The 26,577-nt window shown below is 66.6% G+C and carries 21 protein-coding genes and 2 pseudogenes; 11 read left to right on the forward strand and 12 right to left on the reverse strand.

All coding sequences use genetic code 11. From position 1 onward, the window contains the following. Nucleotides 1–9: 9 nt before the first annotated feature. The 3 genes from AC07O4_RS07640 (at nucleotide 10) to AC07O4_RS07650 (ending at nucleotide 4,188) form a co-directional block, all read left to right on the forward strand. Nucleotides 10–1,260: a helix-turn-helix domain-containing protein gene (locus AC07O4_RS07640; protein WP_495304195.1), complete on the forward strand. Its 1,251-nt coding sequence runs from the start codon at nucleotides 10–12 to the stop codon at nucleotides 1,258–1,260. Between the two features lie 266 nt (nucleotides 1,261–1,526). Beyond that, entirely contained in the window at nucleotides 1,527–2,120 is a 594-nt protein-coding gene (locus AC07O4_RS07645) for a contractile injection system protein, VgrG/Pvc8 family (protein ID WP_492741825.1), read from the forward strand. After that, nucleotides 2,113–4,188: a DUF6531 domain-containing protein gene (locus tag AC07O4_RS07650; RefSeq protein WP_495304196.1), complete on the forward strand. Its 2,076-nt coding sequence runs from the start codon at nucleotides 2,113–2,115 to the stop codon at nucleotides 4,186–4,188. Before AC07O4_RS07645 ends, AC07O4_RS07650 begins: the two co-directional genes overlap by 8 nt. A 2-nt stretch (nucleotides 4,189–4,190) precedes the next feature. Here AC07O4_RS07650 and AC07O4_RS07655 read toward each other — a convergent pair. From AC07O4_RS07655 to AC07O4_RS07695, 9 genes and pseudogenes are all read right to left on the reverse strand, one after another. Next, a pseudogene (locus AC07O4_RS07655) lies at nucleotides 4,191–5,366 on the reverse strand (IS3 family transposase). Between the two features lie 121 nt (nucleotides 5,367–5,487). Continuing rightward, a pseudogene (locus AC07O4_RS07660) lies at nucleotides 5,488–5,742 on the reverse strand (helix-turn-helix domain-containing protein); the annotation flags it as partial. Between the two features lie 457 nt (nucleotides 5,743–6,199). After that, nucleotides 6,200–7,366, reverse strand: a complete 1,167-nt coding sequence (locus tag AC07O4_RS07665) for an ROK family transcriptional regulator (protein WP_495304197.1) — start codon at nucleotides 7,364–7,366, stop codon at nucleotides 6,200–6,202. Between the two features lies 1 nt (nucleotide 7,367). Then, nucleotides 7,368–8,171 carry an ATP-binding cassette domain-containing protein gene (locus AC07O4_RS07670; RefSeq protein ID WP_495304199.1) on the reverse strand — a complete coding sequence of 268 codons (804 nt, stop codon included), beginning with the start codon at nucleotides 8,169–8,171 and terminating at the stop codon, nucleotides 7,368–7,370. Between the two features lies 1 nt (nucleotide 8,172). Continuing rightward, nucleotides 8,173–9,363: a sugar ABC transporter permease gene (locus AC07O4_RS07675; RefSeq protein ID WP_095747146.1), complete on the reverse strand. Its 1,191-nt coding sequence runs from the start codon at nucleotides 9,361–9,363 to the stop codon at nucleotides 8,173–8,175. A 136-nt stretch (nucleotides 9,364–9,499) separates the two neighbouring features. Beyond that, nucleotides 9,500–10,522, reverse strand: coding sequence for a D-xylose ABC transporter substrate-binding protein (gene xylF / locus AC07O4_RS07680; RefSeq protein WP_409574661.1), 1,023 nt, complete (start codon nucleotides 10,520–10,522; stop codon nucleotides 9,500–9,502). Nucleotides 10,523–10,820: 298 nt separating this feature from the next. Then, nucleotides 10,821–13,382: a phage head spike fiber domain-containing protein gene (locus tag AC07O4_RS07685; protein WP_492741829.1), complete on the reverse strand. Its 2,562-nt coding sequence runs from the start codon at nucleotides 13,380–13,382 to the stop codon at nucleotides 10,821–10,823. Further along, entirely contained in the window at nucleotides 13,379–14,002 is a 624-nt protein-coding gene (locus AC07O4_RS07690) for a DUF4376 domain-containing protein (protein ID WP_492741830.1), read from the reverse strand. The genes AC07O4_RS07685 and AC07O4_RS07690 overlap by 4 nt, the downstream gene beginning before the upstream one ends. Nucleotides 14,003–14,006: 4 nt before the next feature. Next, nucleotides 14,007–15,947: a phage tail tip fiber protein gene (locus tag AC07O4_RS07695; RefSeq protein ID WP_495304200.1), complete on the reverse strand. Its 1,941-nt coding sequence runs from the start codon at nucleotides 15,945–15,947 to the stop codon at nucleotides 14,007–14,009. 7 nt (nucleotides 15,948–15,954) lie between these two features. Between AC07O4_RS07695 and AC07O4_RS07700 the strand changes: the two genes are divergently transcribed. From AC07O4_RS07700 to AC07O4_RS07720, 5 genes are all read left to right on the forward strand, one after another. Then, entirely contained in the window at nucleotides 15,955–16,125 is a 171-nt protein-coding gene (locus AC07O4_RS07700) for a hypothetical protein (protein WP_495304201.1), read from the forward strand. 16 nt (nucleotides 16,126–16,141) lie between these two features. Further along, complete coding sequence (locus AC07O4_RS07705; protein WP_495304202.1) at nucleotides 16,142–16,582, forward strand: Mor transcription activator family protein; 441 nt, start codon at nucleotides 16,142–16,144, stop codon at nucleotides 16,580–16,582. A 386-nt stretch (nucleotides 16,583–16,968) separates the two neighbouring features. Next, on the forward strand, nucleotides 16,969–17,991 hold the full coding sequence (locus tag AC07O4_RS07710; protein WP_495304204.1) for a thiamine pyrophosphate-dependent dehydrogenase E1 component subunit alpha: 1,023 nt from the start codon (nucleotides 16,969–16,971) through the stop codon (nucleotides 17,989–17,991). Next, entirely contained in the window at nucleotides 17,982–18,944 is a 963-nt protein-coding gene (locus tag AC07O4_RS07715; RefSeq protein ID WP_495304205.1) for an alpha-ketoacid dehydrogenase subunit beta, read from the forward strand. Before AC07O4_RS07710 ends, AC07O4_RS07715 begins: the two co-directional genes overlap by 10 nt. 21 nt (nucleotides 18,945–18,965) lie before the next feature. Continuing rightward, the gene (locus AC07O4_RS07720) at nucleotides 18,966–19,415 is read left to right on the forward strand and encodes a MarR family winged helix-turn-helix transcriptional regulator (RefSeq protein WP_495304207.1); all 450 of its coding nucleotides are present in this window, start codon (nucleotides 18,966–18,968) and stop codon (nucleotides 19,413–19,415) included. Here AC07O4_RS07720 and AC07O4_RS07725 read toward each other — a convergent pair. After that, nucleotides 19,403–20,176, reverse strand: coding sequence for an SDR family oxidoreductase (locus AC07O4_RS07725; protein WP_495304208.1), 774 nt, complete (start codon nucleotides 20,174–20,176; stop codon nucleotides 19,403–19,405). The two genes, AC07O4_RS07720 and AC07O4_RS07725, sit on opposite strands and share 13 nt — an antisense overlap. A 123-nt stretch (nucleotides 20,177–20,299) precedes the next feature. Here AC07O4_RS07725 and AC07O4_RS07730 point away from each other — a divergent pair, with 123 nt between their 5' ends. Further along, nucleotides 20,300–21,229: a LysR family transcriptional regulator gene (locus AC07O4_RS07730; protein ID WP_070062982.1), complete on the forward strand. Its 930-nt coding sequence runs from the start codon at nucleotides 20,300–20,302 to the stop codon at nucleotides 21,227–21,229. A 71-nt stretch (nucleotides 21,230–21,300) separates the two neighbouring features. Further along, nucleotides 21,301–22,335, forward strand: coding sequence for a Bug family tripartite tricarboxylate transporter substrate binding protein (locus AC07O4_RS07735; protein ID WP_307582020.1), 1,035 nt, complete (start codon nucleotides 21,301–21,303; stop codon nucleotides 22,333–22,335). A 125-nt stretch (nucleotides 22,336–22,460) separates the two neighbouring features. Here AC07O4_RS07735 and AC07O4_RS07740 read toward each other — a convergent pair whose 3' ends face one another. Beyond that, entirely contained in the window at nucleotides 22,461–22,790 is a 330-nt protein-coding gene (locus AC07O4_RS07740) for a DUF1840 domain-containing protein (RefSeq protein WP_070062980.1), read from the reverse strand. 15 nt (nucleotides 22,791–22,805) lie between these two features. Further along, entirely contained in the window at nucleotides 22,806–24,074 is a 1,269-nt protein-coding gene (locus tag AC07O4_RS07745; protein ID WP_062474832.1) for a class I SAM-dependent methyltransferase, read from the reverse strand. Between the two features lie 118 nt (nucleotides 24,075–24,192). Here AC07O4_RS07745 and AC07O4_RS07750 point away from each other — a divergent pair, with 118 nt between their 5' ends. After that, nucleotides 24,193–26,577 (forward strand): bifunctional salicylyl-CoA 5-hydroxylase/oxidoreductase, encoded by a 2,385-nt coding sequence (locus tag AC07O4_RS07750; RefSeq protein ID WP_495304209.1) that lies wholly within the window; start codon nucleotides 24,193–24,195, stop codon nucleotides 26,575–26,577.

Below are 26,577 nucleotides of genomic sequence, written 5' to 3' on the forward strand. Positions count from 1 at the left end.
GGCGAACCCATGGCGCTCGACAGGCTCGGCACGGCGGATGCGCCGCGCCAACTCTTTGCCAGCACGCCGGCGCAGCGCGTGGCGCTGGCGCGGCAGCAGTTTTTCGAAGAAGGCGTGCGCCCCTCGGGGCTGGTCGGCGAGGCGGTGATCCAGTCGTGGATGCGCTGCAGCCGCACCCACGCCGACCGGCAGCGCGTGGTGGCCTTCGACGCCGTCACGCCCAGCCGGCTGCACACCACGCTCGCGCGCAACCGCGAGCTGCTGGACGTGGCGCGGCAGGAGCTCGTGCAGATGGAGCACATGCTCGCGGGCACCGACTGCCGCGTGATCCTGACCGACCGCGACGGCGTGGTGGTGCATGTCACGAGCCAGCCCGCCGGCACGCACCAGCCCGTGCTGCGCCAGACCGCACGGCTGGGCGTGAACATCTCCGAGCGCGTGGTGGGCACCACGGCGCCGGGCATCGTGGCCAGCACCGGGCAGGCCTGCACCGTGGACGGTGCCGAGCACTACTACGACGTGCTGTGCCACATGCAATGCGCCGCGGCGCCGATCCGCGACGTGTGCGGCCGGCTCGCGGGCGTGCTCGACCTCACGGTGGAGGCGCGGCGCTTCGGCTTCGACGCGGCCTCGATGGTGGCGCTGCACGCCACCATCATCGAGAACCGGCTGCTGCAGGCGCAGTCGCGCGACCACCTCATCCTGCGCTTCCAGGCCAGCCCCACGCTGCTGGGCACGCCGCTCGAGGCGCTCGCGGGCATCGCGCCCGACGGCACCATCGCGTGGCTCAACAACGCCGGCGCGCGGCTGCTGGGACGGCTGCCCGAGGCCCCCGACGACCGCGACGTGGAATGCCTGCTGGGCCACGACCTCGCGAGCCTGCTGCGGCTGGGCCGGCGCGAGGCCGCGCAGCCGCTGCGGCTGGCCAGCGGGCTCGGCGTGTGGATGCAGGCGCAGCTCAAGGGCGCGGACGGCGCGGACTTCCGCCACGCGGTGGCGATGCCGGACATGGCGAGCGCACAGGTCGAGGCGCCCGTGGCGATCGACGTGCAGGCGGAGCAGCCCGTGGCGCTTGCACCCGCCAGCGAGACACCGCCCACCGAAACCCTGCGCGAGCACAGCCGCAAGCTGATCGAGGACACGCTCGCGGCGCATGGCGGCAACGTGTCTCAGGCGGCGCGGCAGCTGCGCGTGTCGCGCGGCACGCTGTACCGGCGGTTGCGCGGCTGGCGCGACAGCGAGCAGCCTCAGGCCGAATAAAGTGCGGGCATCGTCTGCCCATTGCAGAGAGGTTGAGAACACGATGCCTGAATGATCGTGCAGCCATCCGGCCAATCGGATGAGCGGTGGCCGCCTTGGGCCGCGAATCGCTCTTCGCTCCAGTTCACTCGAACTCAGTTCCACGAATTTTTCACGCCACGCTGCGCCAGTTGCACGCGTGAGCGCTGGTTGACCATTGTTTGCAACGGTGCGGCGCGGGTGTGCCACAGACTTTTTGGATCCCTGTTTTGTCAGAGGTCCACCACGTGTCTCACACCCTTGCGGTCACAAGCCCTGTGCTGCCCGATGCCCTCGAACCCGTGCGCCTGTCGGGCCACGAAGGCCTCAATGCCTTGTTCGAATACGAGCTTGCGCTCAAACCTCCCGATGCACTCAGCTTCAGCCAGGTGGCCGACATCGACCTGGATGCCCTCATCGGCTGCGAGATCAGCTACGCGATCGAACTCGATGACACGGGGGAGTTTGTGGCCGGCGTGGTGGGCGGCAACGCAGGCGGGCTGGGCGCCGACGCCCGGCAGATCAATGCGCTCATCGCCGGCGCGCAGCTGTGGGGTGAAGAAGGTCGCCACATTCAAGACAAGCTCACGTTGCGTCCCTGGCTGCATCTGGCGCCCGTGAGTACCGACTGGGCGACAGCCGCGATGGCCGACGGTCAGCTCGCCAGGTTGGCAATCGATGCAGCCGGCATTGCGGGCATGACCGATGTCGCTTGCCACCCGGCGCGGCAGGTCCTCACACCACGGTCTAGAGCTCAAGCCGCATATGCGCGCATTGCGTGCATGCAGTGCATAAAAAAATCGACACGAGCCAAGCGGCTCAGGGAGTCCCAGCATGGCTGACCTATCGCAAGCGGAGATGGCGAAGAAAGAAGACGAACAGGAGATATTCGTCAAGCCGTTGGATCAGATCGATCCCGCAGAGCTTCCGGGCGCCAAGAAGGTTGTCAACGACTGGCTCAAGAGCATCAGCGGCAACTACGTCACGGTGGACCGAGTCATGGCTGTCGCCAGTGCCGTTCCCATTCTCGGCAACATCCTGGCAGCCATCGATGCCGTGTGCGACATCATCGTTCTTGTCCAGAACAAGACCTCCAGCAGCGTCGAGAAGGGACTCAACTGGGTCAGCCTTGGTACCAACCTGATTGGAATCATTCCGTTCCCTCCGACCATGGCTGCGGCGCGCACCAGCCTGAGACCTGCGCTGCATCTTGTGCGAAGCAAGTTGCGCACCGTCGGCCACGGCCTCGACGATGCCCTCGTCGCACTGCTTGTTGACCACCTCAATGCCACGCTGGCCGGTGAGATCGACAAGTTCGTGGACGAGGCCATCAAGAAGCTCGAGGGCATTCTGGAAGAAGCCGCCTCCATGGCGCATGACCTGATCTCCGGATTGGGCAGCGCATTGCGCAAGCTCGCATCGGGCAAGCCTTTCGATACCAGCGCACCGGCGCCAGAAATCTCCTTGAAGCGCGATCCCAAGACCACCTACGAGAGCGGTGTCTGGGGAGCCATCAAAGGAATTGCCGACGATGTCGGAGAGGGGATCTCAGAGGGAGCCGGGTATGTCGGCGGGAAGGTCGTGCAAGGCGCCAAGGTTGCAAGCAATGCCGGCGTCGGCCTGGCCATGCGCAACACCGAAGCCGGCGGCAAGGCCTCCAAGCTGATGAACACCTACGCCGACTTGCTCGACGATCTGGGCAGAACGGCGAAGACGAAGATCAAGGCGTTGGGCGATGCGCGTGCCGACATGTCCATCGGTTGGCTTCTCAAGAGGCTCAAGGACGCTGTCTTGCGCTTTCGCGCCAAGGGCAAGACGGGAGGCGCCACAGTCAACCCAACGACGACCGGAAAGCACGATCAGAAGAAGCCGGAAGGGGAACTGGATACAGGGGGCTCCGAGCGCACGAGACGAATACAGGATGCCAACCGCTGCAAGGACTGTGAAACGGCCGCTCGAACGCCCGGCTCCATCAGCTTTGCAACCGGCAGCGAGACCTTCACCCATACCGATTTCACCTTGCCGGGCCACATGCCCATCGTCTGGAGTCGCACGTACCACTCGCGCCTGTCAGCTTACGACCCACTGGTGCAGCAATCCGGACAGGCCGGCACCAGCGCTTACCTTGGTGCCCGGTGGACCAGTCCCTACACCACCCGCATCGATCAGGCCGCAGATGGCACGCTGAGCTACTTCGCGGCCGATGGCCGCGAGCATCGCTTCCCCAAATTGGCCGAACCTGAAGATGGCAAGGCCGGCCAGACTCACCACAATGCCATTGAAGACCTCACCCTCGGGCGAGGCAATGCCGGCCTGCTCGTCCTGAGCCATGGGCGTGACTACGTCGAGACCTTCGAGCTCGCCCCCCAGTTCGTCCGCGAGGGCAAGGCGCGCACGCAAGGCAAGGCCGTGCATTACCGGCTGACAAGCCAGCGCACGCGCAACGGCCACACCACGAGGTTGGCCTATCGCCATGAAGGCGGCCAGCTCTCCGACATTGTCAGCGGCCAGATCCATGTCAGCACTGCCATCGACGAACTCGGCCGCATTCAAAGCCTGTGGCTCGTTCAGGATGGACAGGCCATACGCCAACTCGCCGCCTACACGCATCAGGCGTCGCCCGATGGCAGCAGCGACCTCATCGCCGCCCAGGATGAAAATCAGCAAAGCTGGCACTACGAATACAAGCCTGCAGGGGGAAAATCCAGTACCCATCTGATCTCCAGGTACACCGACCGCACCGGCCGTGGCACCCACCTCCATTGGAAGCACGAAGACGGCTTCTCCATTGCGCTGACCGCCGACAACAGCGCCCAGGCTGTTGGATTCCGCCGATCTCTGACCCTAGATTTCCATCGAATACTGACCCACACACTGACCTTGCCCCTGGAATCCGTACCCCATAGCTGAGCTCATGAGTTGGCTTGCCTTGGTTGATTGGCAAGCCAGTCCTGCTCGAACTGCATCGGACTGACATAGGCCAGCGTCGAATGCAGTCGAGCACGGTTGTACCAGAGCAGCCACGCGACGGTCTCGTCCTTGGCCTCACGCTGGGTCTTGAAGCGTTGCCCGTGCAACCGCTCCACCTTCAATGAGCCGAACAGGGTCTCGCTGCAGGCGTTGTCCCAGCAGTTGCCTTTGCGACTCATCGAACTGGTGATGCCGTACTGCTTGAGCACGTCCCTGAAGTCGTGGCTGGCGTATTGGCTGCCCCGATCGCTGTGGAAGATCAGACCGACCTGCTTGCTCGGGTGCCGCTTGAACCACGCCATGCGCAGCGCGTCGATCACGAGATCGCGCGTCATGTCCTGGCGCAGCGACCAACCCACCACCTGGCGACTGAACAGATCGATCACCACCGCCAGGAACAACCATCCCTCGTCGGTGGCAATGTAGGTGATGTCGCCCACCCACACCCGGTCGGGTTCATTCACGGTGAACTCGCGATTCAGCAGGTTGGGCGAGATCGGCAGATCGTGGCGGCTGTCGGTGGTGACCTTGAAGCGGCGCTTGCCTCGGGCGCGTATGCCGTGGCGTTGCATGAGCTTTTGCACCCGGTCCTTGCCAACGCGGATGCCGCGTGCGAGCAACTCCTTCCAGATGCGCGGCCAGCCGTAGCCCCCACGTGTCTCGGCATGGATGGCCTTGATGTGCACCAGCAAGGCATCGTCGCTCAGATGACGTCGCTGCGCGCCGCTGGCCTTGCGCACGAAGTGCTCGTGATATCCCGTCAAACTGATTCGCAGCACCCGGCATTGCACCGAGATCGGCCACACACGTCGGTGGCGTTGGACAAAGGCGTACTTCACCGCTGCACTTTCGCGAAGTACGCTGTGGCTTTTTCCAAGATATCGCGCTCCATCTTCACGCGCGCCAGCTCGGCACGCAGCCGGCTGATCTCCATCTGCTCGGCGCTCACCGCCTTGCTGTCAGCGCCAGTGAGCTTGCCCTGGCGCCGGGCCTTGACCCAGTTGAACAAGGTCTGCTCGACCACGCCCAAGGTGCGCGATGCTCTGGCCGCCCTCGACCAGTCGCACTGCCTCAAGCTTGAATTCGAGCGTGTAGCGCGCTCTTGCCGTCTTCGTCATTTCGACTCTCCTTGCTTGTATTGAAACACTCGGCAAGGGGGACGTTTTTCGGGGGCAAGGTCACACTTTGTGAGCCTGAAGGCTTCACTATGTGGATAAGTGGTTGATGTACTCCTTGTGTGATCTGCCGCAGATTGCGCCGCTGTTTCCGCGATTTGGTTACCTCGATCGCGAGCCAAGTCGCGAACTTCTCGGCATAGGGATCGAGCTTGCTTGAACTCGCCCGGTTGGCGTAACGCGGCTCTTCATCGTCGGCTCGCAGGTACTTCTTTACGGTGTTGCGAGACAGGCCTGGACGCCTTGCAATCTCGCGAATGGACATCTGCTCACGCAGGGTCCAGCGTCTGATGACACTCAATGTCGCCACGTCTATCACTCCTAGGACCCCCTGTTCTAAAAATCAGCAGGATAGGGTTCTACGTGGATCAGTCTTAGACGGAAATTACTGCATTAAGAGGGTCAATTTTTGGCGGCAACCGACACCAGTACAAGCGACGAGGATTGACAGCGGAAGAAATCGCGCATGCACTGGAGCAACTCCGAAGTTCAGTGGTCAGTGAATCCGGTGAGGATCGTGTCCTTGAGGTGTTGGATGTTGTCCGCGGCTTCTGCACTCCTCATCTCAAGCTCTGGTAACCCATGAACACCAAGGGCCACTGAGCGTCAGGCGTAAAAACGTTGATGACGCAATGGCGGCAGCTATGATCTCGCGCGGGATCCGTTGTGGAGCGGGGCGCTGCACAGAACGCCACAACCTGCCCAAGGCAGCGCAAAAAGCGGGATTGCAGCTCGACTGAGGACTGGTCTGCGGCTCGTCGGTTCTAGACCAACGATTACGCTCGGGCCGCGGTGGCGAGACCCTGCGCGGCGCGCGCACGCCGCGTGCGGGCGTCGGGCTGCAGCGGCCTTAAGTATTCGTGCAGCGCCAACGCCGCCGCCCCCACCGCGGGCGCGAGTGCTTCGTACCGCGCCGTACGCAGTTCCGGCGCAGGCATGCCGGCACGCTCCGCGTGCCCCTTCACGCCTTCGAACGCCGCCTGCGCGAACTCCGGATGCTCGGCGCAGACCTTGCCCCCGAGCACGATCGCGCGCGGGTTGAAGGTGACCCACAGGTTCTGCAGCAGCACGCCGAAGAACGCAGCGGCGCGCGCCATGTCCGCGCCCTCGCGCGCCAGCACTCGCGAACCGAAGAAGGCCTCGGCGCAGCCGCGCCGGCCGCACGAGCACAGCGGCCCGTCCAGCTGCAGGATGGTGTGGCCGATCTCGCCGGCCATGCCTTGCGCGCCGGTGAAGAGGCGGTCGTTCAGCACCACGCCCGCGCCCACGCCGACGTCGCTGTTGACGAAGATCAGCGGGTCTTCGCCCTCGCCCGCGGCGAACTCGTACTCGCCGAGCGCGGCCGCATCGGCGTCGTTCTGCAGCTGCACGGTGACGCCCGGCAGGCCCGCCGCGGCCAGCGCCTTTTCGAGCGCGGGCAGCAGGCTCACGTTGCGCCAGCCGAGGTTGGGCGCGAAGCGCACGACGCCCGTGCAGTCGTCCACCGCGCCGGGCACGCACACGCCGATGCTCGACAGGCGCAGGCCGCGCTGGTCGAGGTGCGCGTGCGCGGCCGCGGCCATGCGCGCGAGCTGCGCGCACACGCGGCCGGGCTCGCCGTCGTCCAGCGGCTGGGCTTCCGCATGCAGCACCTCGCCCTGCAGCGAGACGCACACGAGGCGCAGCGTTTCGACGGCGATCTCCACGCCCATCAGCGCGCGCACGCCGACGTTGATCCGCAGCGGCGTGGACGGCCGCCCGAGCCCGTCGGCCACGGCGGCGCCCGATTCGCTGAGCCAGCCCTCATCGAGCAGCTCGCGCACCAGCAGGCTCACGGTCGACTTGGTGAGCCCGCTTTCGCTCGCGAGCCGCGCGCGCGACAAGCCCGGCTGCGCGCGCAGCAACCGCAGCAGCACGCTGCGGTTCAGGCGCTTGAGCAGCTGCTGGTCGCCGATGGTCTTCATGTCATGCCGCTGCGGTGGCCGCGGTTGCCGCGTGGTGCGCCTGTTCGCGCCCCTCGGGCCGCTTGCCGGCAATGATCATCCCGAGCACCTCGTCTTCGGTGACATCGGACGTGCGGTAGGTGCCCACGAGCTTGCCGTTCTTCATCACTGCGAGCCGGTCGCTCAGCGAGAACACGTCGGGCATGTCGTGCGTGATCAGGAAGATGCCGACGCCGTCGTCCTTCAGCTGCTTGACCAGGCGCCCGACCATCGCGGTCTCTTCGGGGCCGAGCGCGGCGCAGGGCTCGTCCATGATGAGGATGCGCGCGTTGAAGTACAGCGCGCGCGAGATCGCCACCACCTGCCGCTGCCCGCCCGACAGGCGCCGCACCGGGATGCGGATGTTGGTGAAGTTCTTGTTCAGGCGCTGGAACACCTTGCGCGCCTGCACTTCCATGAAGTGGTCGTCCAGCGTGTTCCACGCCGTCATCTTCTCGCGACCCAGAAAGAGATTGGCCACCGAGTCGAGGTTGTCGGCCAGCGCGAGCGTCTGGTAGATGGTCTCGATGCCCTGCGCCTGCGCCTCGGCAGGCGTGCGGATGTGGACCTTCTCGCCGGCGATGAGCGTGTCGCCCGAATCGATCGGGTAGGCACCCGCAAGCATCTTCATCAGCGTGGACTTGCCCGCGCCGTTGTGGCCCAGGAGCGCCACCACCTCGCCGGGGTAGAGGTTGATGCTCACGCCGTCCACGGCCTTCACGCCGCCGAAAGCCTTGCGGATCTCGCGCAGCTCGACGAGTGGTTTGGTCTTGTCGATGTCAGCCATGTCAGTTCTCCCCGAACTTGCGGCGGTACAGCACGTCGAACACCACCGCGACGATCAGCACCTGGCCGATGATCACCATGCGCTTGCCGATGGGCACGTCGAGCAGCAGCATGCCGCTGTCCAGCGACTGCATGATCAGCGCGCCCAGCACCGAGCCGAAGATCGAGCCGCTGCCGCCCGCCAGCGCCGTGCCGCCGATGACGGCCGCCGCGATCACGTACAGCTCCATGCCCGTGCCCAGAGAGTTGGTGCCCGCGTTGAGCCGCGCGATCGACACGATGGCGGCCACCGTCACCAGCACCGCCAGCAGCGCGAACAGCATCAGCGTGACGCGCTGCACCGGAATGCCCACCAGCGCCGCCGCGTCGGGGTTGCCGCCCATCGCGAACACATAGCGGCCGAAGCGCGTGCGATGCACGATGAACGACAGCACGATCGCCACCGCCGCCCAGATCAGCACCGGGATCGGAATGCCCTGCGGCTCGCTCTTGGACGAGATCTGGTAGCTGTTCATCACCCAGGCGAAGCCGACCACCACCGCCACCGGCACGGCCGTGAGCAGCACGTCGAGCCACAGCGCCTCGGTCGGCATGTCGTAGCGCTGGCGCGCGCGGCGCTTTTGCACCATGCGCCCGAACAGCACCAGCGCCACCAGCCCCGCGAGCACCCAGCTGGCCGTGACGCCGATGCCGCCGTCGTAGCCGCCGCCCAGGCGCTGGAAGAACTCGTCGTTCACCGGCTGCGTCTTGCCGTCGGCCACCAGGAAGGCCGCGCCGCGAAACGACATCAACCCGCCCAGCGTGACCACGAACGAGGGCACGCCCAGCACCGCCGTGAGCCAGCCCTGGTAGATCGACACCAAGAGCGCCACCGCGAGCCCCGCGAGGCAGGCCGTGGGCCACGACCAGCCCGAGGTGTACTGCAGGTAGGCGATGAGCACGCCGACGAAGCCCATCACCGAGCCCACCGACAGGTCGATGTGGCGCGCCACGATGATCAGCACCATCACCGTGGAGACGATGCCGACCACCGCCGTCTGCTGCGCGACGTTGTAGAGGTTCTCCGGCGAGAGGAACACGCCGCCCGACATGATGCTGAACGCCACCGCCATCACGGCCAGCAGCACGCACATCAGGAGCAGGCGCAGGTCGATGCCGGTGCGGCGCCACCAGCCGGGTGTTGGATCGCTCATTTTTCAGACCCCCTCGGGACGGACTACAGGTGCGCAACCGCCCACCGGCAGGCCCTTGCGGGTCGGCCGGAAGCCATGTTGCGAAGAGATGGAGGGCGCGTTCAGCGAGAAGCCAAACGCGCCGGTGGTTGCAGCGTTACTTGCAGGCCGCGGGCGCGTTCGCGCCCGAGACGCCCTTGCAGAGTTCGTCCTTCTTGATCCAGCCGGCCTTGACGATCACGTCGAGGTTGTCGCGCGTGATCGGCACCGGCGTCAGCAAGCGCGAGGACAGCGAGAGCTTCTTGGCGCCGCCGGCCCAGGGCGCAGCCTTGTCGACCGGCTTGCCGGCCGCCAGCGAGACCGCCGCCGTGGCGGCTTCGCGGCCGAGCTCGCGCGAGTCCTTCCAGATGGTCGCGGTCTGCGTGCCCAGTGCCACGCGGTTCAGCGCGGCGAAGTCGGCGTCCTGGCCCGACACCGGAATGCCGCGCAGGCCCTTGGCCGTGAGCGCAGCGACCGCGCCGCCGGCCGTGCCGTCGTTGGCCGCCACCACCGCGTCGACCTTGTTGCCGTTCTTGGTGAGGATCTGCTCCATGTTCTTCTGCGCGACCTCGGGCTTCCAGCCTTCGGTGTACTCGTCGCCGACGATCTTGATGTCGCCCTTCTTGATCGCGGCGTCCAGCACCTCTTGCTGGCCGGCGCGCAGGAAGTCGGCGTTCGGGTCGCTCGGCGAGCCCTTGATGATCACGTAGTTGCCCTTGGGCTTGACCTTGAGCACCTCGCGCGCCTCCATGCGCCCGACCTCGACATTGTCGAAGGTGATGTAGAACACGCCCGGCGCCTCGATCAGCCGGTCGTACGCCACCACCGGCACCTTCTGCCGCGTGGCCTTGGTGACGGCGGGCAGGATCGCGTCCTTGTCCATCGCCAGCACGATGAGCGCCTTCGCGCCCTTGGACATCAGCCCCTCGATGTCGCCCAGCTGCTTCTCGGGCGAGCCGCCCGCGTCGGCGCTGATGTACTTGGCGCCGAGTTTTTCGAGTTGCGCCTTGATCGCGGCCTCGTCGGTCTTCCAGCGTTCTTCCTGGAAGTTGGACCAGCTCACGCCGACCACGGTCTGCGCCATCGCGCCCACGGCCGTGAGACCGAAAGCCAGGGCGGCCAGGGTGTGTTTCGTTGTCAGTTGCATCGGTGTCTCTCCTCAGAACGGTGTGCCGAGCGTGAGCTGGCGGACCGGGGTAGTTAGTTTGAGTGGCGAACTAACTATCCCATTGGGGGGAGATTCCGGGCACCCGGGAATTCCCCGAGACGCAGGCGTGGGAAGCGCTCCGCGCGCTTTGGGAGCGGATGCCAAGGAGGTTGGCAGTACGAAGAAGGACTGCGTGAAGATGGCGTGGGTACGCAAGCAGGCGTGAAAAAGGCCCCGAAGGGCCTGGTGGTGATTGCTCTTTTCGCACTGCCCTTCTTACCAGAGCCCCTCCTTATGTCGTCAATGCCACCACTTCCGCATCCGTCAGCTTCTGCGGTTGATAGCGCACCGCGCGAACGTGGAAAAACGGTTGATTGCCGCCGCTATAGGACAGATTTCCAATGCCAAGGCTGGCGAACGGCGGGACCGTCGGCATGGCGGCCTTGAGGAGTTGGCCGTTGCACGCGAACCGGAGTCCATCGGCGCCATAGCTGAGGGCGACCTTGACCGGGCCTCCCACAGGTGTACCCAGGAGCCCGGTGGAGACCGTGTTCGGCCCGGACGGGCCGTTGACAGCCGAGTACGCATAGGCGAGCGCCGATGCAGTGAACCCGATACCCAGGCGATTCCCGACTGCGGTGCCGATCTCGACAAGATTCCTTGTCGTCACATCTCCTTCTCTCGGTCGTCCGAATTCCATGAAGATGGTGCCCTCAGCCGCATTGCACCAGCCCTTGGAGGTGTCGACCCGAACGCCGTCGCCGGCGCGTGTCGTGGCCACTGAAGTGAAGGAGTCGCCCAGGCGGGTTGTGACGGCCGACGTCGACACGTCTGCAGCCCGGGTGACGGTCGCCGACGTTGTCGGGATGTAGCTGGTTGCCACCGGGCCTTCTTCGATTTGGCCCTTGCAGATCCACACCGTGAGGTTGCTGGCAAGGGCTCCACTGGTGTGAACGACAGGGTAAATCGCCCCCGTGGCAGACGGTGCAATGTTTTGAGTGATCGTCCGAGAGAACCGGTCCACGAACTGGGTTGAATTCGCTGCGCTGATGGAGAAGCCCCCCATTCCCGATGCGCCGGTGTAGTACAGGTTGATTGCCTCGGTCCCAGTCAACGGTCTGCTCAGCTTCAGATAGGCACTCATCGAATAGGCGGTCCCAGAAGTGATAGCTGCGTAGATGCCTGTGCCGCCTCGGACGCGACTGCCTGCATAGCCAACGGCGCTGGCCGATGTAAACGTCACGGCGACGCACGCCTCGCCATCGACAGTCGTTCCCGCTACCGTGGGCGGCGTGCTCCCTTCCGCGACGCCGAGCGTGATCTGGCTGTTCAGCAACAGGTTCGTGCTCCCGCCTTCCAGCAACAACCACGGCGCAATGGTCAAGTCGGCCGGGTTGTAGGTCATCCGTGCAACGCCCGCCGCCGCAGTCTTCATCGCCCCCGTTGAGTCGAAGTAGGTGCCGATGGAAGCGCGGCCGGTGAAGGTCTCGGTGTTCGGGATGTAGCTGGTTGCGAATGCGCCGGCTTCGAGCTGAGCGCCCCAGGCAAGACACGCTCCGGCATCAGCCCGTGCTCCCGTGACCACCGTATAGAACCTCACCAAATCCCCGACCGCAATCGGGAACGCCGACGTGTAGGCGCACCGCAACCAGCCGTTCCCCACGTCACGCATTTCCCAGCCAGCACCGGTGATAGTCGGAGTCGCCGTGTGTAGGGAGACGATGCCATACACCCCATTGGTGGCAGTGGTGTCGTTCCGCAAGAGCAGCTCGATGGAAGCAGTCCTCGACACATTCTTGACGTAGATAGAGTAGGTCATCACGGTCGCCGTCGCGGTCACCTGCTGGGTGAACGGGCCGATCGATGCCCCCGAAAACTCTACCGCCCGCAAAGTCCCGTCCGGAGCGAGCTTTCCAGGGATACGCGTGAGCCCACTGCCTACCCACGGCGACAGGTGCAGATCGCTGCTCTTGGCCAAGACGTTCGTCCGCTGCTCTTCCGTCATCAGCATAGGCGGCAGCGTCAGGTTCGACGGCTCGTAGCTGTGGCGCGCCGCGCCTGCCGCGGCATAGCGCATGACGCCGTTGGCGTCGTAGTAGCCGCCAATGGAGGCGCGACTATTGAACGTCTCCACATTGAGGATGTAAGTGCTGGGGAACGTACCCACTTCGAGTTGCGCGCCCCATATGTAGATGCCCACGACACCGTCGCCAGGCCCAGTACCTGCCGCCGATCCAGGGTAAATGGCAGCCCCCAGCACTGCAGTCGCATCGGTCGTGAAGACGCCCTCGACCCTGCGCCAGCCGTTGCCGATATCAATGATCTTCCGGGACACTTCGACGAACCCGCCAATAGTGGAGCCCGTGGTCGTCATCGTGGCCAAATTGAATCCGATGGTGATGCTGTTGGCCGTTGATGCGCCGCGTGCGTAGAGGTATCCATTGGACGAGCCGGCAGCCTTTGCGTAGAACGAAAAGGCGTAGGTGCCGGCTGCCTCGCCTTTTGCGGTCGTTTGAATGGTGTGCCCAGCGCCAGCATTAGCACCATTGATCAACGTCAGCTTGCAGGCGTCCCAACGACCGTTCGGTGCGATGGCAGCGCCCGGGGTTACCACGACGTTCGATTTAGCCCAGGAGGAGGTCTCGAAGCGAGATGAACCCAAGAGCACGTTCGTGCGTGATCCTTCGATCAACAGGCCCTTTGGCGCCTTCGTGAGGGGGTCGTAGTCGTAGCGGGGCACAGCGCCGGCAGGCTTCGGCTGAATCCATCCTTGGGCGTTCGTGAAAGTGCCTTGTGCCGCCCCCGCGTAGGTGAACAATTCGGCAAACGTTTTTTCGGTGAGCGTGGTGGTCATTGCGTTTCAATGCTGTTGTTGGTGAGGGGCCATCCCGCGGAGATGTCGTAGGCCTCGGTCTCGGCCTCTGTCCGGAGTTGGTCGATGGCGGCGTGGTGCGTGCGCTCGGCACTGAAGCACGCCTGGACATGCAGGCCGATCGCACGGGCCACACCGCGAAGTTCGTCGAGGGTCAGGCGGGCCCATCCGCTGTCGGCCTTGAAGTCGACGGCGTCGATGCCTGCGATGTCGGCGTTGACGATCACCGCCGTGATGCGGTCCTGGTCGGGCTTGCCCGTGAGAACGCGCACGCCGTTCTGCAACGTGATGCCGCCGGTTTCGATTTCCCATCGACGCGCCGTCACAAGTGCGCGCAGATCCTGGCGCCGCTTTTCGGTCGATCGAGGATCGACCCAGCCGTATTGCGTCCAGTCGAACACATGATGCTGGCTAGGCTTGTCGCCCATCGGAATGGGCTTCAGCGTGGCCACATGAAGGTAGTGCCCCTGCGGCACCGTCTGCCCCAGCAAGACGCTTTCGTGCGTCTCCCGGGCTTGCATCAAACAATCCTCGTTTGTGGGCGCGGATCCGCTCGCAAGCACGCGACCCGATGTGTTGTCGTAGACCGTGTAAACAGGCATCTCTTTATCTCCTACATCCCAAAGAAAATACGGAAGTTCCCGTGCAATTGAACGTCCCTACAACTTCGATGCTGTGTCCGCCGGGCTTCAGATATCGGACGATTGCACCGGTGATCGTTGTTCCCTCCAAGCCGACGCCCAGCCATTCAGAGTTGCCATCCACACGAATGGTTAGTGTTCCGACGCCGAAGCCAAAGGGGTTCACGAAGGTTGTCGCCGTGATGTAGGTTTGCACCCATTCGCCCTCGTTGTCTGGCACGGTGAACCACATCGTGGTTCCACTGCCACCGTTTTCGGCTTGCTTCGCATTGGGCAGCGTGACGGCCCCACCTCGGATGCTCAGCGTGTCGATCACCGCCCTTCCGATCGTCAGTCCACTCTGATCCAGATTGAAACCAGGCCCCCAGAGACGAAATCCTGCGTACGAACTCGCGGGAATGGAATGCATCACAAGCCCGCAGCCGCCGAGATTGAAGTCGACGAACATGTCACCGTTGGGGTGCTGCGCCAGGACCCAGCCCGAAGAGGCATCGCGCCACTTTTCACGGCTTCGGATGTAGCCCCAACCGGTTCCCGTGATGTCCCCGTTGATCGCGATCTGACCGGAAGTGATGTAGCCCAGCTTCGAGATCGAAGCCGTCAACTGCTCCACATCCAGCGAACGAGCCTTGATCGACCCGTCGACGAACATGTTGCCGTTGATCCCGACCGAAGGTGTGCCACCGATGCTGCCGACAACGAAAGGGAACGTCGGCACGCCGCCCGGACCGTCCTGCGCGATGGCGAACTTGTCGACCAGCACGACCAGCTCGGATTTCGTGCCGTCGTTGTTGAGGATCATGCCCGCGACCTTCTTGTCCGCGTTGACGTTCAGGCGCCATTGCGACTTGACGGTGCCATCCAGTGTTGCGATAGCAGAGGCGTTGGTCGAGATCGACGAGGTGTGACCGTTCACCGTAGCGGTCAACGAAGTCATCGAGTTGGCCTGGGCCGTGATCGAGCCTTCGGCACTGGTGACTCGCGTGGTCAGTGCATTGACCGCGCTGGCGTCCGCCTTCGTGGTCTCCGCCTTGGTGATCCGCAGGCTGTCCGTGACATCCTCGAAGCGGAACCCCTGGATCTCCGAGTAGCCCGTGGTGCCACCCGTGTGGTTCATGGCGAAGCCGGGGCTGACCGAGGTGTCGCCGAAGGCGCTGCCGAGCAGGTCCAGCGAGATCCGGGTCCAGACGTTGTTGGGCAAGCTGCCGATCGCGATGGGACTGTTGCTGTAGTTGCCCAACGTGTTGCGCCACCAGGTCCAGTAGTGCGTGCCGTTGGCATCCACGCGCCGGACCCATGCCGTGAGGCGGTAGGTCCGCGCCGGATCGATCACCACCTTGCTCTTCGAGTAGTTCCAGAAGTTCGCGCCGCCCACGGGCGAACGGCACACCGTCGTGGCGACCTTGCCGGTCGTGGTCGTGACGAAGAACGTCGACAGGTTGGTGCCGTAGTGGCTGCGCCATGCCGTCGCATTCGCCAGGCTCTCGTCTGCCGTCAGGCTGGCCTGCGAATCGGCACGCCCCAGCTCCAGCCCACTGTTGATGCTGGTGATCGCATCGCCCTGCGAGGTGATCAGGCCCTCTGCATTCGTGACGCGCGTCGTCAATGCGGTCAGGGCCGTGTTGCTGGCCTTGCTCGGCAGGCCGTTCGTCGTGTGGTTGACGGTCGCCGACAGCGCCGTGATCGCATTGGCGTTCGCCGTGTCCGCGGTGACGCGGGCACTCTGCTCGGCCGTCACGGCTGCGGCGGCATCTGCCTTGTTCGTGTTGACGACCGCTTCGAGCGCTTGCCGTGCAGACACCTCGGCCGCATCCGCCGTGATGCGCGCCTGGCGCTCCTCGTAGATCAGGCCGCTGGCGAGCGTCGGGCCCGTCGGCTTCTCCCAGACTTCGAAGGCATTGCTCACGAAGTCGTTGACCAGCGACGCCCCGATCACCGTGTCCAGGCTGGCGCCCGGCGCCAGCCTGCACGAGATCGCCTGCGACGCGTGCCGGCCGCAGCTCGAAGCCGCGGGCCTGGTCGAACCCTCGGCGATGCGGGAGCGCCCGCCCGCCAAGGTGCAGATCGGCCCCACCGACATCTGAAACGGAGCCCCACCCCATGAGCCCTCCCGAGTTCGTCAGCACCATGCCGTTTCCGACGCACACGATCGCGCCGTGGCCGCGCAGGGCCGCGCCGGCGCGCGACCTGCTGCCGCCCCGGTTGCGGGAGTTCGCCCGCCTGATCGGGTTGTCGGCCACCATGTCCTTCGTCGCGCGCTACGGCGGCCTGCGGATCTACATTCCGGCGAACCCGGCCCCCGACCATCCGTTCGCCGCGCTGATCGGCTTCGACAACCTGCGCGCCCTCAGCGCCGAGTACGCCGTCGACGGCACGGGGCTTCGCTTCGTGCTGCCCAAGGCCCAACGGGCCCTCGACGCCATCCGCAACGAACAGATCCGCACGGACTACAGCACGGGCAAGTCCATCCGCGTGCTGGCCGCGGAACACAGCCTCGTGGAACGCCAGGTCTCGCGCATCGTCGCGGACATTTCGCTCTGACCCGGAGGCCGGGCGGCAAGGCCCGGCCTCCTCACAGGAAAACTCTGGGGACAGTTTCCGGACAAGCCCCCTGTTATCCACAGCGGGAGCGACCCCGCCCAAGTTGTTCCTGGTTTGATAGCACCGCGAAAGCACAGGAGCACACAGTGTCCGGGGTGTGACAAGTTGTTGTCAGGCAAGGGAAAAAGTGCCCTGTCCACAGGGCGGGTTTACCCTTATCTACTACTACTAACTTAAATAAGAAGAATAAATAGAGAAGAGAGCAGGAAGCCCGCGCCCGAAAAAGAGGCCGGGCGGGGGGTCGAAGGGTTAGCCCGGTAGGTCGAACCCGTCTCGGTTGATACGATTTTTCTCAAAGCGCCGATCCCAAGGGCGTTGGAGACAAGATGGACCCGAGCAACCCCCCAGGCGCCGGCGAGGCGCTGTACCGCGTCATGGTGCGCATCCGCGCCTTCGAGAACGCCGCCGAAACCGCCAGCCAAGGCGGGGTCAGCGCCTACGGCCAGCAGGCGGGCGGCGCCGCCAAGGTGCGCGGGCCGCTGCACCTGTCGACCGGGCAGGAAGCGGTGCCGGCGGGCGTGTGCGCCCACCTGCGCGCGAGCGACTACCTCACCTCCACGCACCGCGGCCACGGCCACACGCTGGCCAAGGGCGCGGACCTCACGCGGATGATGTGCGAGCTGTTCGGCAAGGCCACGGGCTTCAACGGCGGCAAGGGCGGCTCGATGCACATCGCGGATTTCTCGGTGGGCATGCTGGGCGCCAACGGCGTGGTCGCGGCAGGGCTGCCGATCGCCGTGGGCGCAGCGCATGCGCAGAAGCTCTTGAAGCAAAGCGACGACATCACGGTCTGCTTCTTCGGCGACGGCGCGATCAACCGCGGCCCGTTCCTCGAAGCGCTGAACTGGGCCCGCGTGTACGACCTGCCCGTGCTCTTCGTCTGCGAGGACAACCGCTGGAGCGCCACGACCGCGAGCGGCCCGATGACGGCCGGCGACGGCGCCTCGGCGCGCGCCGCGTCGATGGACATCGCGGCCACGCAGGTCGACGGCAACGATGTGTTCGCGGTGCATGCCGCTGCCGCACGGCTGGTGGCCGAGGTGCGCAGCGGCGCGGGGCCGCGCCTGCTGCACGCGCTGACCTACCGCGTGAAGGGCCACGTGTCGGTCGACCTCGCGGCCTACCGCGACCCGGCCGAGCTGGCCGCCGCGCTGGAGACCGACCCGATCGCGCGCGCCCGCGGCCACCTGCTGGACACCGGCGTGGCCGCCGCGACGCTGGACGCCATCGAGAACGCCGCGCGCGACGAGGTGGACACGGCCCTCGCCGTGGCCGACGCAGCGCCCTGGCCCGAGGCGAGCGCCGCCTTCACCGACGTGCAGACCACGGGAGCAGGCCAATGGCTGTGACGACGCGGAGCTATTCCGAAGCCGCCGTGCGCGCGCTGCAGCAGGAAATGGACGCCGATCCGCGCGTGGTCGTGCTCGGCGAGGACGTGGGCCGCGGCGGCATCTTCGGCCAGTACAAGGGGCTGCAGCAGCAGTACGGCGCCGAGCGCGTGATCGACACGCCGATCAGCGAGGCCGCGATCATGGGCGCCGGCGTGGGCATGGCGCTCGCGGGGCTGCGCCCCGTGGTCGAGATGCGCGTGGTCGACTTCGCGCTGTGCGGCATGGACGAGCTGGTGAACCAGGCCGCCAAGAACCGCTTCATGTTCGGCGGCCAGGGCCGCGTGCCGCTGGTGGCGCGCATGCCGGGCGGCATCTGGGACGCGTCGGCGGCGCAGCATTCGCAGTCGCTCGAGGCCTGGTTCGCGCACCTGCCGGGCGTGGTGGTGGTGAGCCCGTCGACGCCGCAGGACAACCACGGCCTGCTGCGCGCGGCGCTGCAGTGCGGCGACCCGGTGGTCTACATCGAGCACAAGACGCTGTGGGGCGTGCGCGGCGAGGTGGACGACACACTGGCCGTGCCGCTGGGCCAGGCGGCGCGCGTGCGCGAGGGCAACGCGCTCACGCTCGTGAGCTGGAGCAAGCAGATGCAGCCTTGCGCCGCCGCATGCGACGCGCTGGCGGCCGAGGGCATCGCAGTCGACCTGATTGACCTGCGCACGCTTTGGCCCTGGGACCGCGAGACGGTGCTGTCGTCGTGCGCGCGCACGGGGCGGCTGCTGGTGGTGCACGAGGCGGTGCAGGCCGCGGGCTTCGGCGCCGAGATCGCCGCGAGCGCGGCCGAGGCCACGGGCTGCCGCGTCGCGCGGCTGGGCGCGCCGCGCATTCCGGTCGGCTACGCGCCGGTGCTGGAGGCGCAGTCGCGCGTCGGCGTGGACGCGATCGTGGCGGCGGCGAAGAAGCTGGCCGGCTGAACCACAAAAGCACGAACGGCCATGGACCCGCTCTTCTTCAAGCTGGTGCGGGTCGTCAACCTCACGGCGCGGCCGTTCCATGAGCGTGTGGGGCGCGAGCACCAGCTCACGCTGAACGAGTGGCGCGCAATGGCCGTGCTGGCCGCGCAGCCGGGGCTCAGCGCCACGCAGGTCGCCGACCTCACCGGCCTGGACAAGATGGCCGTGAGCCGCGCGCTGGCGGGCCTGAAGCGCCACCAGCGCGTGCAGCGCCGCAGCGACCCGACCGACCAGCGCTGCAGCCGCCTGTACCTCACGGCCGCCGGCAAGGCGCTGCACGCCACCGTCGGCGTGCTGGGACGGCAGCGCGAGGCCGAGCTGTTCGCGGGCGTCGACGCCCGCGAACTGGCCCGCCTGAGCGATACGCTCGACACGCTGATCCGCGCGGTGGAGCGCGCGCCCGACTCAGGCACTGCCGGTCAGACCGTGTAGCCGCCGTCCACGCTCAGGTTGGCGCCGGTGACGAAGCCGCCGTCGGGGCCCACGAGGTAGGCGACCATGCCGGCGATCTCTTCGGCGCGGCCGTGGCGCGGCAGCACCATCACGTCGTGCATCGAGGCCGCGCGCGGACCGGTGGCGGGGTTCATGGCGGTGTCGATGGGACCGGGCTGCACGTTGTTCACGGTGATGCCGCGCGCGCCCAGGTCGCGCGCCAGGCCGCGCGTGAGGCCGACGATGGCGGCCTTGCTCATCGCGTAGACGCTGGCGCCCGCGTCCAGCACGCGCTCGGCGTTGATGCTGCCGATGTTGACGATGCGGCCCGTGCCGTCGCCCATGTGGCGCGCGGCGGCCTGGACGGCCACGAAGGTGGCGCGCACGTTGACGTCGATGGTGCGGTCGAAGTCTTCGAGCGAGAAGGTGTCGAGCTCGCCGCCGAGGTACACGCCGGCGTTGTTCACCAGGATGTCGAGCCGCTCGAAGGCGCGTGCGCCCTGGGCAATGGCGGCCGTGAGCGCGGCGGCGTCGCCGACGTCGGCGCGGATGGCCAGCGCGCGGCCGCCGGCGGCCTGGATCTCGCCGGCGAGCTTGTCGGCCTCGGCCTGCGCGCTGACGTAGGTGAAGGCCACGGCCGCGCCGTCGCGCGCCAGCCGGCGCACGATGGCGGCGCCGATGCCGCGCGAGCCGCCGGTGACGAAGGCGACCTTGCCGGCCAGGACGGGGGAAGAGGAGGAGGACACAGAGGTGGAAGCCATGATTTTTCCGATCAGTTGGAGGAGGAAGGCCTTCAGTGTCGGAATTCCATTCCCTTTGTGGTAGCCATCAATCGGCCCGATCAGATTCAACCCAAAGTTGAAGATGCGCGCCAGAATGGCGGCATGGAACCGCTCAATCACCTCGAATCCTTCGTGCAGAGCGCCGAGGGCGGCAGCTTCTCGGCGGCCGCGCGGCGCCTGGGGCTCACGCCGGCGGCGGTCAGCAAGAACGTGGCGCGGCTCGAGGCGCGGCTGGGCGTGCGGCTGTTCCAGCGCAGCACGCGCCGGCTCACGCTGACCGAGGCCGGCGAGCGCTTCCTGGCGCAGGTCGGCGGCGCGCTGGCCACGCTGCAGGACGCGGTGGCCGGCCTCGCGCAGGACGACGGCCAGCCCTCGGGCACGCTGAAGGTGAGCATGGGCCAGGCCTTCGGGCGCGAGCACGTGCTGCCGTTCATGGGCGACTTCCTGGCGCGCTACCCGGGCATCGTGCCCGACTGGCATTTCGACAACCAGCAGGTCGACCTGGTCGGCGAGGGCTTCGACGCGGCCATCGGCGGCGGCATTGCGCTGTCGCCCGGCGTGGTGGCACGCGAGCTGGCGCGCATCCACGTGGTCGCGGTGGCGGCGCCGGCCTACCTGGCGGGGCGCGCGCTGCCCGCGCACCCGTCCGAGCTGGCGCGCTTCGACGTGCTGCTGCGCCGCTCCTCGCCCACGGGCCGGCTGCGGCCGTGGACGCTGCGGCATGCGAGCGGCGAGGAAACCATGGTCGACCTGCCGGCGCGCCCGCGCGCGATCTTCAACGACCCCGAGGCGATCGCGCAGGCGGCGCTGCTGGGGCTCGGCGTGGCGATGCTGCCGATGCCTTTCGTGGAGCGCGGCCTGCGCAGCGGCGCGCTGGTGCGGCTGCTGCCCGGGTGGTACCAGGATTCGGGCGCCGTGTGGATCTACTACCCGAGCAAGAAGCTGCTGCCGCCCAAGACGCGGGTGTTCGTCGACTTCGTGCTGGCGCGCTTTCGCGAGGCGCGCTTCGCGCAGCGGATGCAGGTAGGTTGAGCGGCGATGGCCCCAAGAGGCCGGGGTTTTTACTCGCGACGCTTCCGGCGCCCCCCTGTACAAAGGCGCGCATGACTTCCATCTCCCGCTCTTCTTCCGTCACTTCATCCACCCGCCGCTTCGCGCTCGTCGCCACGGCGGCGGCCACCCTTGCGCTGCTGGGCGGCACCGCACACGCGCAGGCCACCTGGCCGACCAAGCCGGTGCGCATCGTCGTGCCCTTCGCGGCCGGCGGCACCACCGACATCCTGGCGCGCGCGGTGGCGCCCGAGCTTTCGAAGGCCTTCGGCCAGCAGTTCATCGTGGACAACCGCGCGGGTGCCGGCGGCAACGTGGGTGCCGAGATCGTCGCGCGCTCGGCCAACGACGGCTACACGCTGCTGATGGGCACGGTGGGCACGCACGGCATCAACCGCGCGCTGTACCCCAAGCTGCCCTTCGACCCGATCAAGGACTTCGTGCCGATCACCCTGGTGGCCGCGGTGCCGAACGTGATGGAGATGAACGCCGAGAAAGCCAAGTCGCTGAACATCCGCAACGTGCAGGACTTCCTCAAGTACGCCAAGGCCAACCCGGGCAAGCTCAACATGGCCTCGAGCGGCAGCGGCACGTCGATCCACCTGGCGGGCGAGCTGTTCAAGAGCATGACGGGCACCTTCATGACGCACATCCCGTACCGGGGCTCGGGCCCGGCGCTGCTCGACCTGGTGGGCGGCAGCGCCGACCTGATGTTCGACAACCTGCCTTCGTCGATGGCGCAGATCAAGGGCGGCAAGCTCACGCCGCTGGCCGTGACCAGCGCCCAGCGCTCGCCCGCGCTGCCCGATGTGCCGACGGTGGCAGAAGCCGGCGGCCCCGCGCTCAAGGGCTACGAGGCGAGCTCATGGTTCGGATTGCTGGCGCCGGCCGGCACGTCGCCGGAGATCGTGAACCGCATCCAGCAGGAAGTGGCCAAGTCGCTGGGCACGCCGGCGATCAAGGAAAAGATGCTGGCCCAGGGCGCGATCCCGAGCGGCAATTCGCCGGCGGACTTCACGAAGCTCATTGCGAGTGAGCATGTGAAGTGGGCGAAGGTCGTGAAAGACTCCGGCGCAAAGGTGGACTAACCCCCAGTCTTCGCGCACGTCGTGTCGCTACGCCAACCCCCTTGCAGGGGGCAACACCTGCGGCCCGGCAAAGCCGGTTCCGCGGTGTTCCTCGAAAAGACAGGGTGACTTGCTGAGGTCGGGGCTCAGGTCCCCCAGGTCACATCCTTGCTCTCGGCCTGCGAGTCCTTGAGCATGTGCAGCAGCGGCGCGGCGCGCTGGTGCAGGCCGACATGCTGCTTCTCGGCGTCGGCGTCATGGCCTTCGACGACGTGCTCGTCGTGGTTGTGCGGCGCGGGCTTGCTGCTTTCGAGCGCCAGTGCGGCTTCGAGGGCAGCAATGGCGCCGGGGATCTGCTCGACCGTGATGATGCCCTGCGGCGCGGCCGGCTTGCCGACGATGTCGAGCAGCTGGCGCGCATGCACCTCGAGCATCACGAAGTCTGGGGCGGCCCGGGATTTGAAGCGGTAGAGCATGGGTGGTGTCCTCACTTATTTGTAGATGTAGTCACGGGCAAAAGGGTACACCGATTGCGCACCGCGCAAGGCACCGTGTTCGACCTTGCCGTCGGGCTTGGTCGACAGCATCTGGTGCAGCGAGATCCAGCCCTGCTCGAAGCTCATCGCCGAGCCCGCGAGGTACAGGCGGTAGGCGCGAAGAATGCGCTCGGCGTTCTCGCCCTGGCGCCCGCCGCTGCGGCCCAGCACTTCGCGCGCGGCATCGAGCTGCGCCTCGAGCGCATCCGACCAGGCCCACAGCGTGCGCGCGTAGTGCGGGCGCAGGCTCTCGGTGTCGACCATCTCCAGCCCGGCCGCCGCGGTCTCGCGCAGCACGTGCGTCACGTGCAGCAACTCGCCGCCGGGGAAGATGTATTTCTCGATGAAGTCGCCCATGCCCGCGCCGAGCTGGCGGTAGTTCAGTTCGCCCGAGGTGATGCCGTGGTTGAGCACCAGCCCGCCCGGCTTGAGCAGGGTGTGGATCTTGTGGAAGTAGGTCGGCATGTTGGCCGCGCCCACGTGCTCGAACATGCCCACCGACGAGATCTTGTCGAAGGGCTGGTCGTCGGGCAGCTCGCGGTAGTCGCGCAGCTCCACGCGCACGCGGCCCTGCAGGCCTTTTTCCTCGATGAGCCGCTGCACGTGCGCATGCTGGTTCTTCGACAGTGTGATGCCGGTGGCGTCCACGCCGTAGTGCTCGGCCGCCCACAGCAGCAGCGCGCCCCAGCCCGAGCCGATGTCCAGGTAGCGCTCGCCGGGCTGCAGCATGAGCTTGCGGCAGATGTGGTCGAGCTTGGCTTCCTGCGCCTGCGCCAGCGTGAGCTCGGGCGTGCGGAAGTAGGCGCATGAATAGACGCGGCGCGGGTCCAGCCACAGCGCGTAGAAATCGTCGGAGACGTCGTAGTGGAACTCGATCTGCGCGGCGTCCTTGCGCAGCGAGTGCGAGCCGCGCGACTTGGCGCGGCGCTGCAGGCGGCTCCACCAGGTGGTGTCGGTCTCGGCCGGGTTGCCGGGCAACAGGCCGACGGTGGCGTCGATCAGGTCGCGCATGGCGCCCTCGATCTGCACCTTGCCCTCGACGTAGGCCTCGCCGATGGCCCCGACCTGCCGGCCGGCCAGCTTGGCCAGCACCGACCACTCCTTGAAAGCCAGCGTCACGCGTGAACCCGCCTGGGCGACCCGGCGCCCGTCGGGCAACTCCAGTGCGATGGGCACGGGCAGCGAGGCCAGCTGCGACTCGATCTTGGGTATCAAGTGTTGCATGCGTCCATGGTATTGATTTTTCCAAGGATTTGCATGACATCACGCGCCGCGCGGGCCCAGGGCCTCTGCAGAGAAGCCCTCGTTGACAACAGATTGTTTATGCCTAAACTATTCAACCATGAACAGCTTGACCTCCCCCCGCCTCGCGCCCGCCTCGGACCTCCAGCGCATCCTGTGCATCGGTGGGGGTCCAGCCGGCCTGTATTTCGCCCTGCTGATGAAGGCCCGCAACCCGGCGCTGCAGATCACCGTGGTCGAACGCAACCGCCCCTTCGACACCTTCGGCTGGGGCGTGGTGCTCAGCGACCAGACGCTGGGCAACCTGCGCGAAGCCGACGGCCCCACGGCCGCGCTCATCGGCAACGAGTTCCACCACTGGGACGACATCCAGGTCTTCTTCAAGGACCGCCAGGTGCGCTCGGGCGGCCACGGCTTCTGCGGCATCGGCCGCAAGCGCCTCTTGAACATCCTGCAGGAACGCTGCCTCGAACTCGGCGTGGAGCTGGTGTTCGAGACCGACGCCACCGACGACCAGGCCATTGCCGCGCAGTACAAGGCCGACCTCGTCATTGCCAGCGACGGCCTCAACAGCCGCATCCGCCAGCGCTATGCCGACGTGTTCAAGCCCGACATCGACCTGCGCAACTGCCGCTTCGTCTGGCTGGGCACGCACCAGACCTTCGACGCCTTCACCTTCGCCTTCGAACAGACCGAGCACGGCTGGTTCCAGGCGCATGCCTACCAGTTCGACGACAAGACCTCGACCTTCATCGTCGAGACGCCCGAAGCCGTGTGGAAGGCCCACGGCCTCGACCAGATGGAGCAGCCCGAGGCCATCGCCTTCTGCGAGAAGCTGTTCGCCAAGTACCTGGGCGGCCACGCGCTCATCAGCAACGCCACGCACCTGCGCGGCTCGGCCAACTGGATCCGCTTTCCGCGCGTGGTGTGCGAGCGCTGGACGCACCGCATCGATGTCGAAGGCCGCTCGGTCCCCGTCGTGCTCATGGGCGACGCCGCGCACACGGCGCACTTCTCGATCGGCTCGGGCACCAAGCTCGCGCTCGAGGACGCGATCGACTTGGCCAACGAATTCGAACAGGGCGGCACTGTCGACCATGTGCTCGAAGGCTATGAAGCACGCCGCAGCGTCGAGGTGCTGAAGATCCAGAACGCCGCGCGCAACTCCACCGAATGGTTCGAGAACGTGCCGCGCTACACGGGCATGGAGATCGAGCAGTTCGCCTACTCGCTGCTCACGCGCTCGCAGCGCATCAGCCACGAGAACCTGCGCGTGCGCGACACGCAATGGCTCGGCGGCTACGAGCAGTGGCTGGCGGGCGGCAAGGCCGTGGCACCGATGCTGATGCCGCTGAAGGTGCGCGGCCTCGAGCTCAAGAACCGCATCGTGGTCTCGCCGATGGCGACCTACAGCGCGGTCGACGGCGTGCCGCAGGACTTCCTGCTGGTGCACCTGGGCGCACGCGCGCTCGGCGGCGCCGCGATGGTGTGCGTCGAAATGACGAGCCCGACGCCAGAAGGCCGCATCACGCCGGCCTGCACGGGCCTGTACAACGACACGCAGCAGGCCGCGTTCAAGCGCATCGTCGACTTCGTGCACACGCAGTCGAGCGCCAAGATCGCGATCCAGCTCGGCCACAGCGGCCCCAAGGGCTCGACCCGCGTGGGCTGGGAAGGCACCGACGAGCCGCTCGAAAGCGGCAACTGGCCCGTGCTCGGCGCGAGCGCTCTGCCCTATGGTGAACAGAACCAGCGGCCAGCCGCGATCACGCGCGCCGAGATGGACACGCTGCGCGACCAGTTCGTCGACTCCACGCGCCGCGCGGTCGAGTGCGGCTTCGACTGGCTCGAGCTGCACTGCGCGCACGGCTACCTGCTGTCGGCCTTCATCAGCCCGCTCACCAACCTGCGCCCCGACGAGTACGGCGGCGACATCGAAGCGCGCTGCCGCTACCCGCTCGAAGTGTTCCGCGCGATGCGCGCCGTGTGGCCGACCGACAAGCCGATGAGCGTGCGCATCTCGGCGCACGACTGGGCGCCCGGCGGCAACACCGATGCCGACGCCGTGGTGGTCGCGCGCCTCTTCAAGGAGGCCGGTGCCGACTTCATCGACGTGTCCTCGGGCCAGACCACGCGCGCCGCCAAGCCCGTGTACGGCCGCATGTACCAGACGCCGTTCGCCGACCGCATCCGCAACGAGGTCGGCATCTCGACCATCGCAGTGGGCGCCATCACCGACGCCGACCAGGCCAACAGCATCATCGCGGCCGGCCGCGCCGACCTGTGCGCCGTGGCGCGCCCGCACCTGGCCGACCCGGCGTGGACGCTGCACGAAGCCGCCAAGCTGCAAAGCCGCGACGTCGACTGGCCCAAGCAGTACCTGAGCGGCCGCGACCAGATGTACCGCGAGATCGCCAAGCAGCAGCAGATCGCCGCGGCCACCGCTGCCGCGGGCCGCGCGGCCGACGCCGAAGAGACGCACTGA

The sequence above is a fragment of the Variovorax sp. GW821-FHT09D04 genome, from assembly GCF_059416405.1.

What these genes read in the sequence shown, in the direction of transcription:
- AC07O4_RS07640 (WP_495304195.1), top strand. Translation starts at nt 10, where the DNA reads ATGGCGCTCGACAGGCTCGGCACGGCGGATGCGCCGCGCCAACTCTTT.
- AC07O4_RS07650 (WP_495304196.1), top strand. Translation starts at nt 2,113, where the DNA reads ATGGCTGACCTATCGCAAGCGGAGATGGCGAAGAAAGAAGACGAACAG.
- AC07O4_RS07665 (WP_495304197.1), bottom strand. Translation starts at nt 7,366, where the DNA reads ATGAAGACCATCGGCGACCAGCAGCTGCTCAAGCGCCTGAACCGCAGC.
- AC07O4_RS07670 (WP_495304199.1), bottom strand. Translation starts at nt 8,171, where the DNA reads ATGGCTGACATCGACAAGACCAAACCACTCGTCGAGCTGCGCGAGATC.
- AC07O4_RS07675 (WP_095747146.1), bottom strand. Translation starts at nt 9,363, where the DNA reads ATGAGCGATCCAACACCCGGCTGGTGGCGCCGCACCGGCATCGACCTG.
- AC07O4_RS07685 (WP_492741829.1), bottom strand. Translation starts at nt 13,382, where the DNA reads ATGACCACCACGCTCACCGAAAAAACGTTTGCCGAATTGTTCACCTAC.
- AC07O4_RS07690 (WP_492741830.1), bottom strand. Translation starts at nt 14,002, where the DNA reads ATGCCTGTTTACACGGTCTACGACAACACATCGGGTCGCGTGCTTGCG.
- AC07O4_RS07705 (WP_495304202.1), top strand. Translation starts at nt 16,142, where the DNA reads ATGAGCCCTCCCGAGTTCGTCAGCACCATGCCGTTTCCGACGCACACG.
- AC07O4_RS07710 (WP_495304204.1), top strand. Translation starts at nt 16,969, where the DNA reads ATGGACCCGAGCAACCCCCCAGGCGCCGGCGAGGCGCTGTACCGCGTC.
- AC07O4_RS07715 (WP_495304205.1), top strand. Translation starts at nt 17,982, where the DNA reads ATGGCTGTGACGACGCGGAGCTATTCCGAAGCCGCCGTGCGCGCGCTG.
- AC07O4_RS07720 (WP_495304207.1), top strand. Translation starts at nt 18,966, where the DNA reads ATGGACCCGCTCTTCTTCAAGCTGGTGCGGGTCGTCAACCTCACGGCG.
- AC07O4_RS07725 (WP_495304208.1), bottom strand. Translation starts at nt 20,176, where the DNA reads ATGGCTTCCACCTCTGTGTCCTCCTCCTCTTCCCCCGTCCTGGCCGGC.
- AC07O4_RS07730 (WP_070062982.1), top strand. Translation starts at nt 20,300, where the DNA reads ATGGAACCGCTCAATCACCTCGAATCCTTCGTGCAGAGCGCCGAGGGC.
- AC07O4_RS07735 (WP_307582020.1), top strand. Translation starts at nt 21,301, where the DNA reads ATGACTTCCATCTCCCGCTCTTCTTCCGTCACTTCATCCACCCGCCGC.
- AC07O4_RS07740 (WP_070062980.1), bottom strand. Translation starts at nt 22,790, where the DNA reads ATGCTCTACCGCTTCAAATCCCGGGCCGCCCCAGACTTCGTGATGCTC.
- AC07O4_RS07745 (WP_062474832.1), bottom strand. Translation starts at nt 24,074, where the DNA reads ATGCAACACTTGATACCCAAGATCGAGTCGCAGCTGGCCTCGCTGCCC.
- AC07O4_RS07750 (WP_495304209.1), top strand. Translation starts at nt 24,193, where the DNA reads ATGAACAGCTTGACCTCCCCCCGCCTCGCGCCCGCCTCGGACCTCCAG.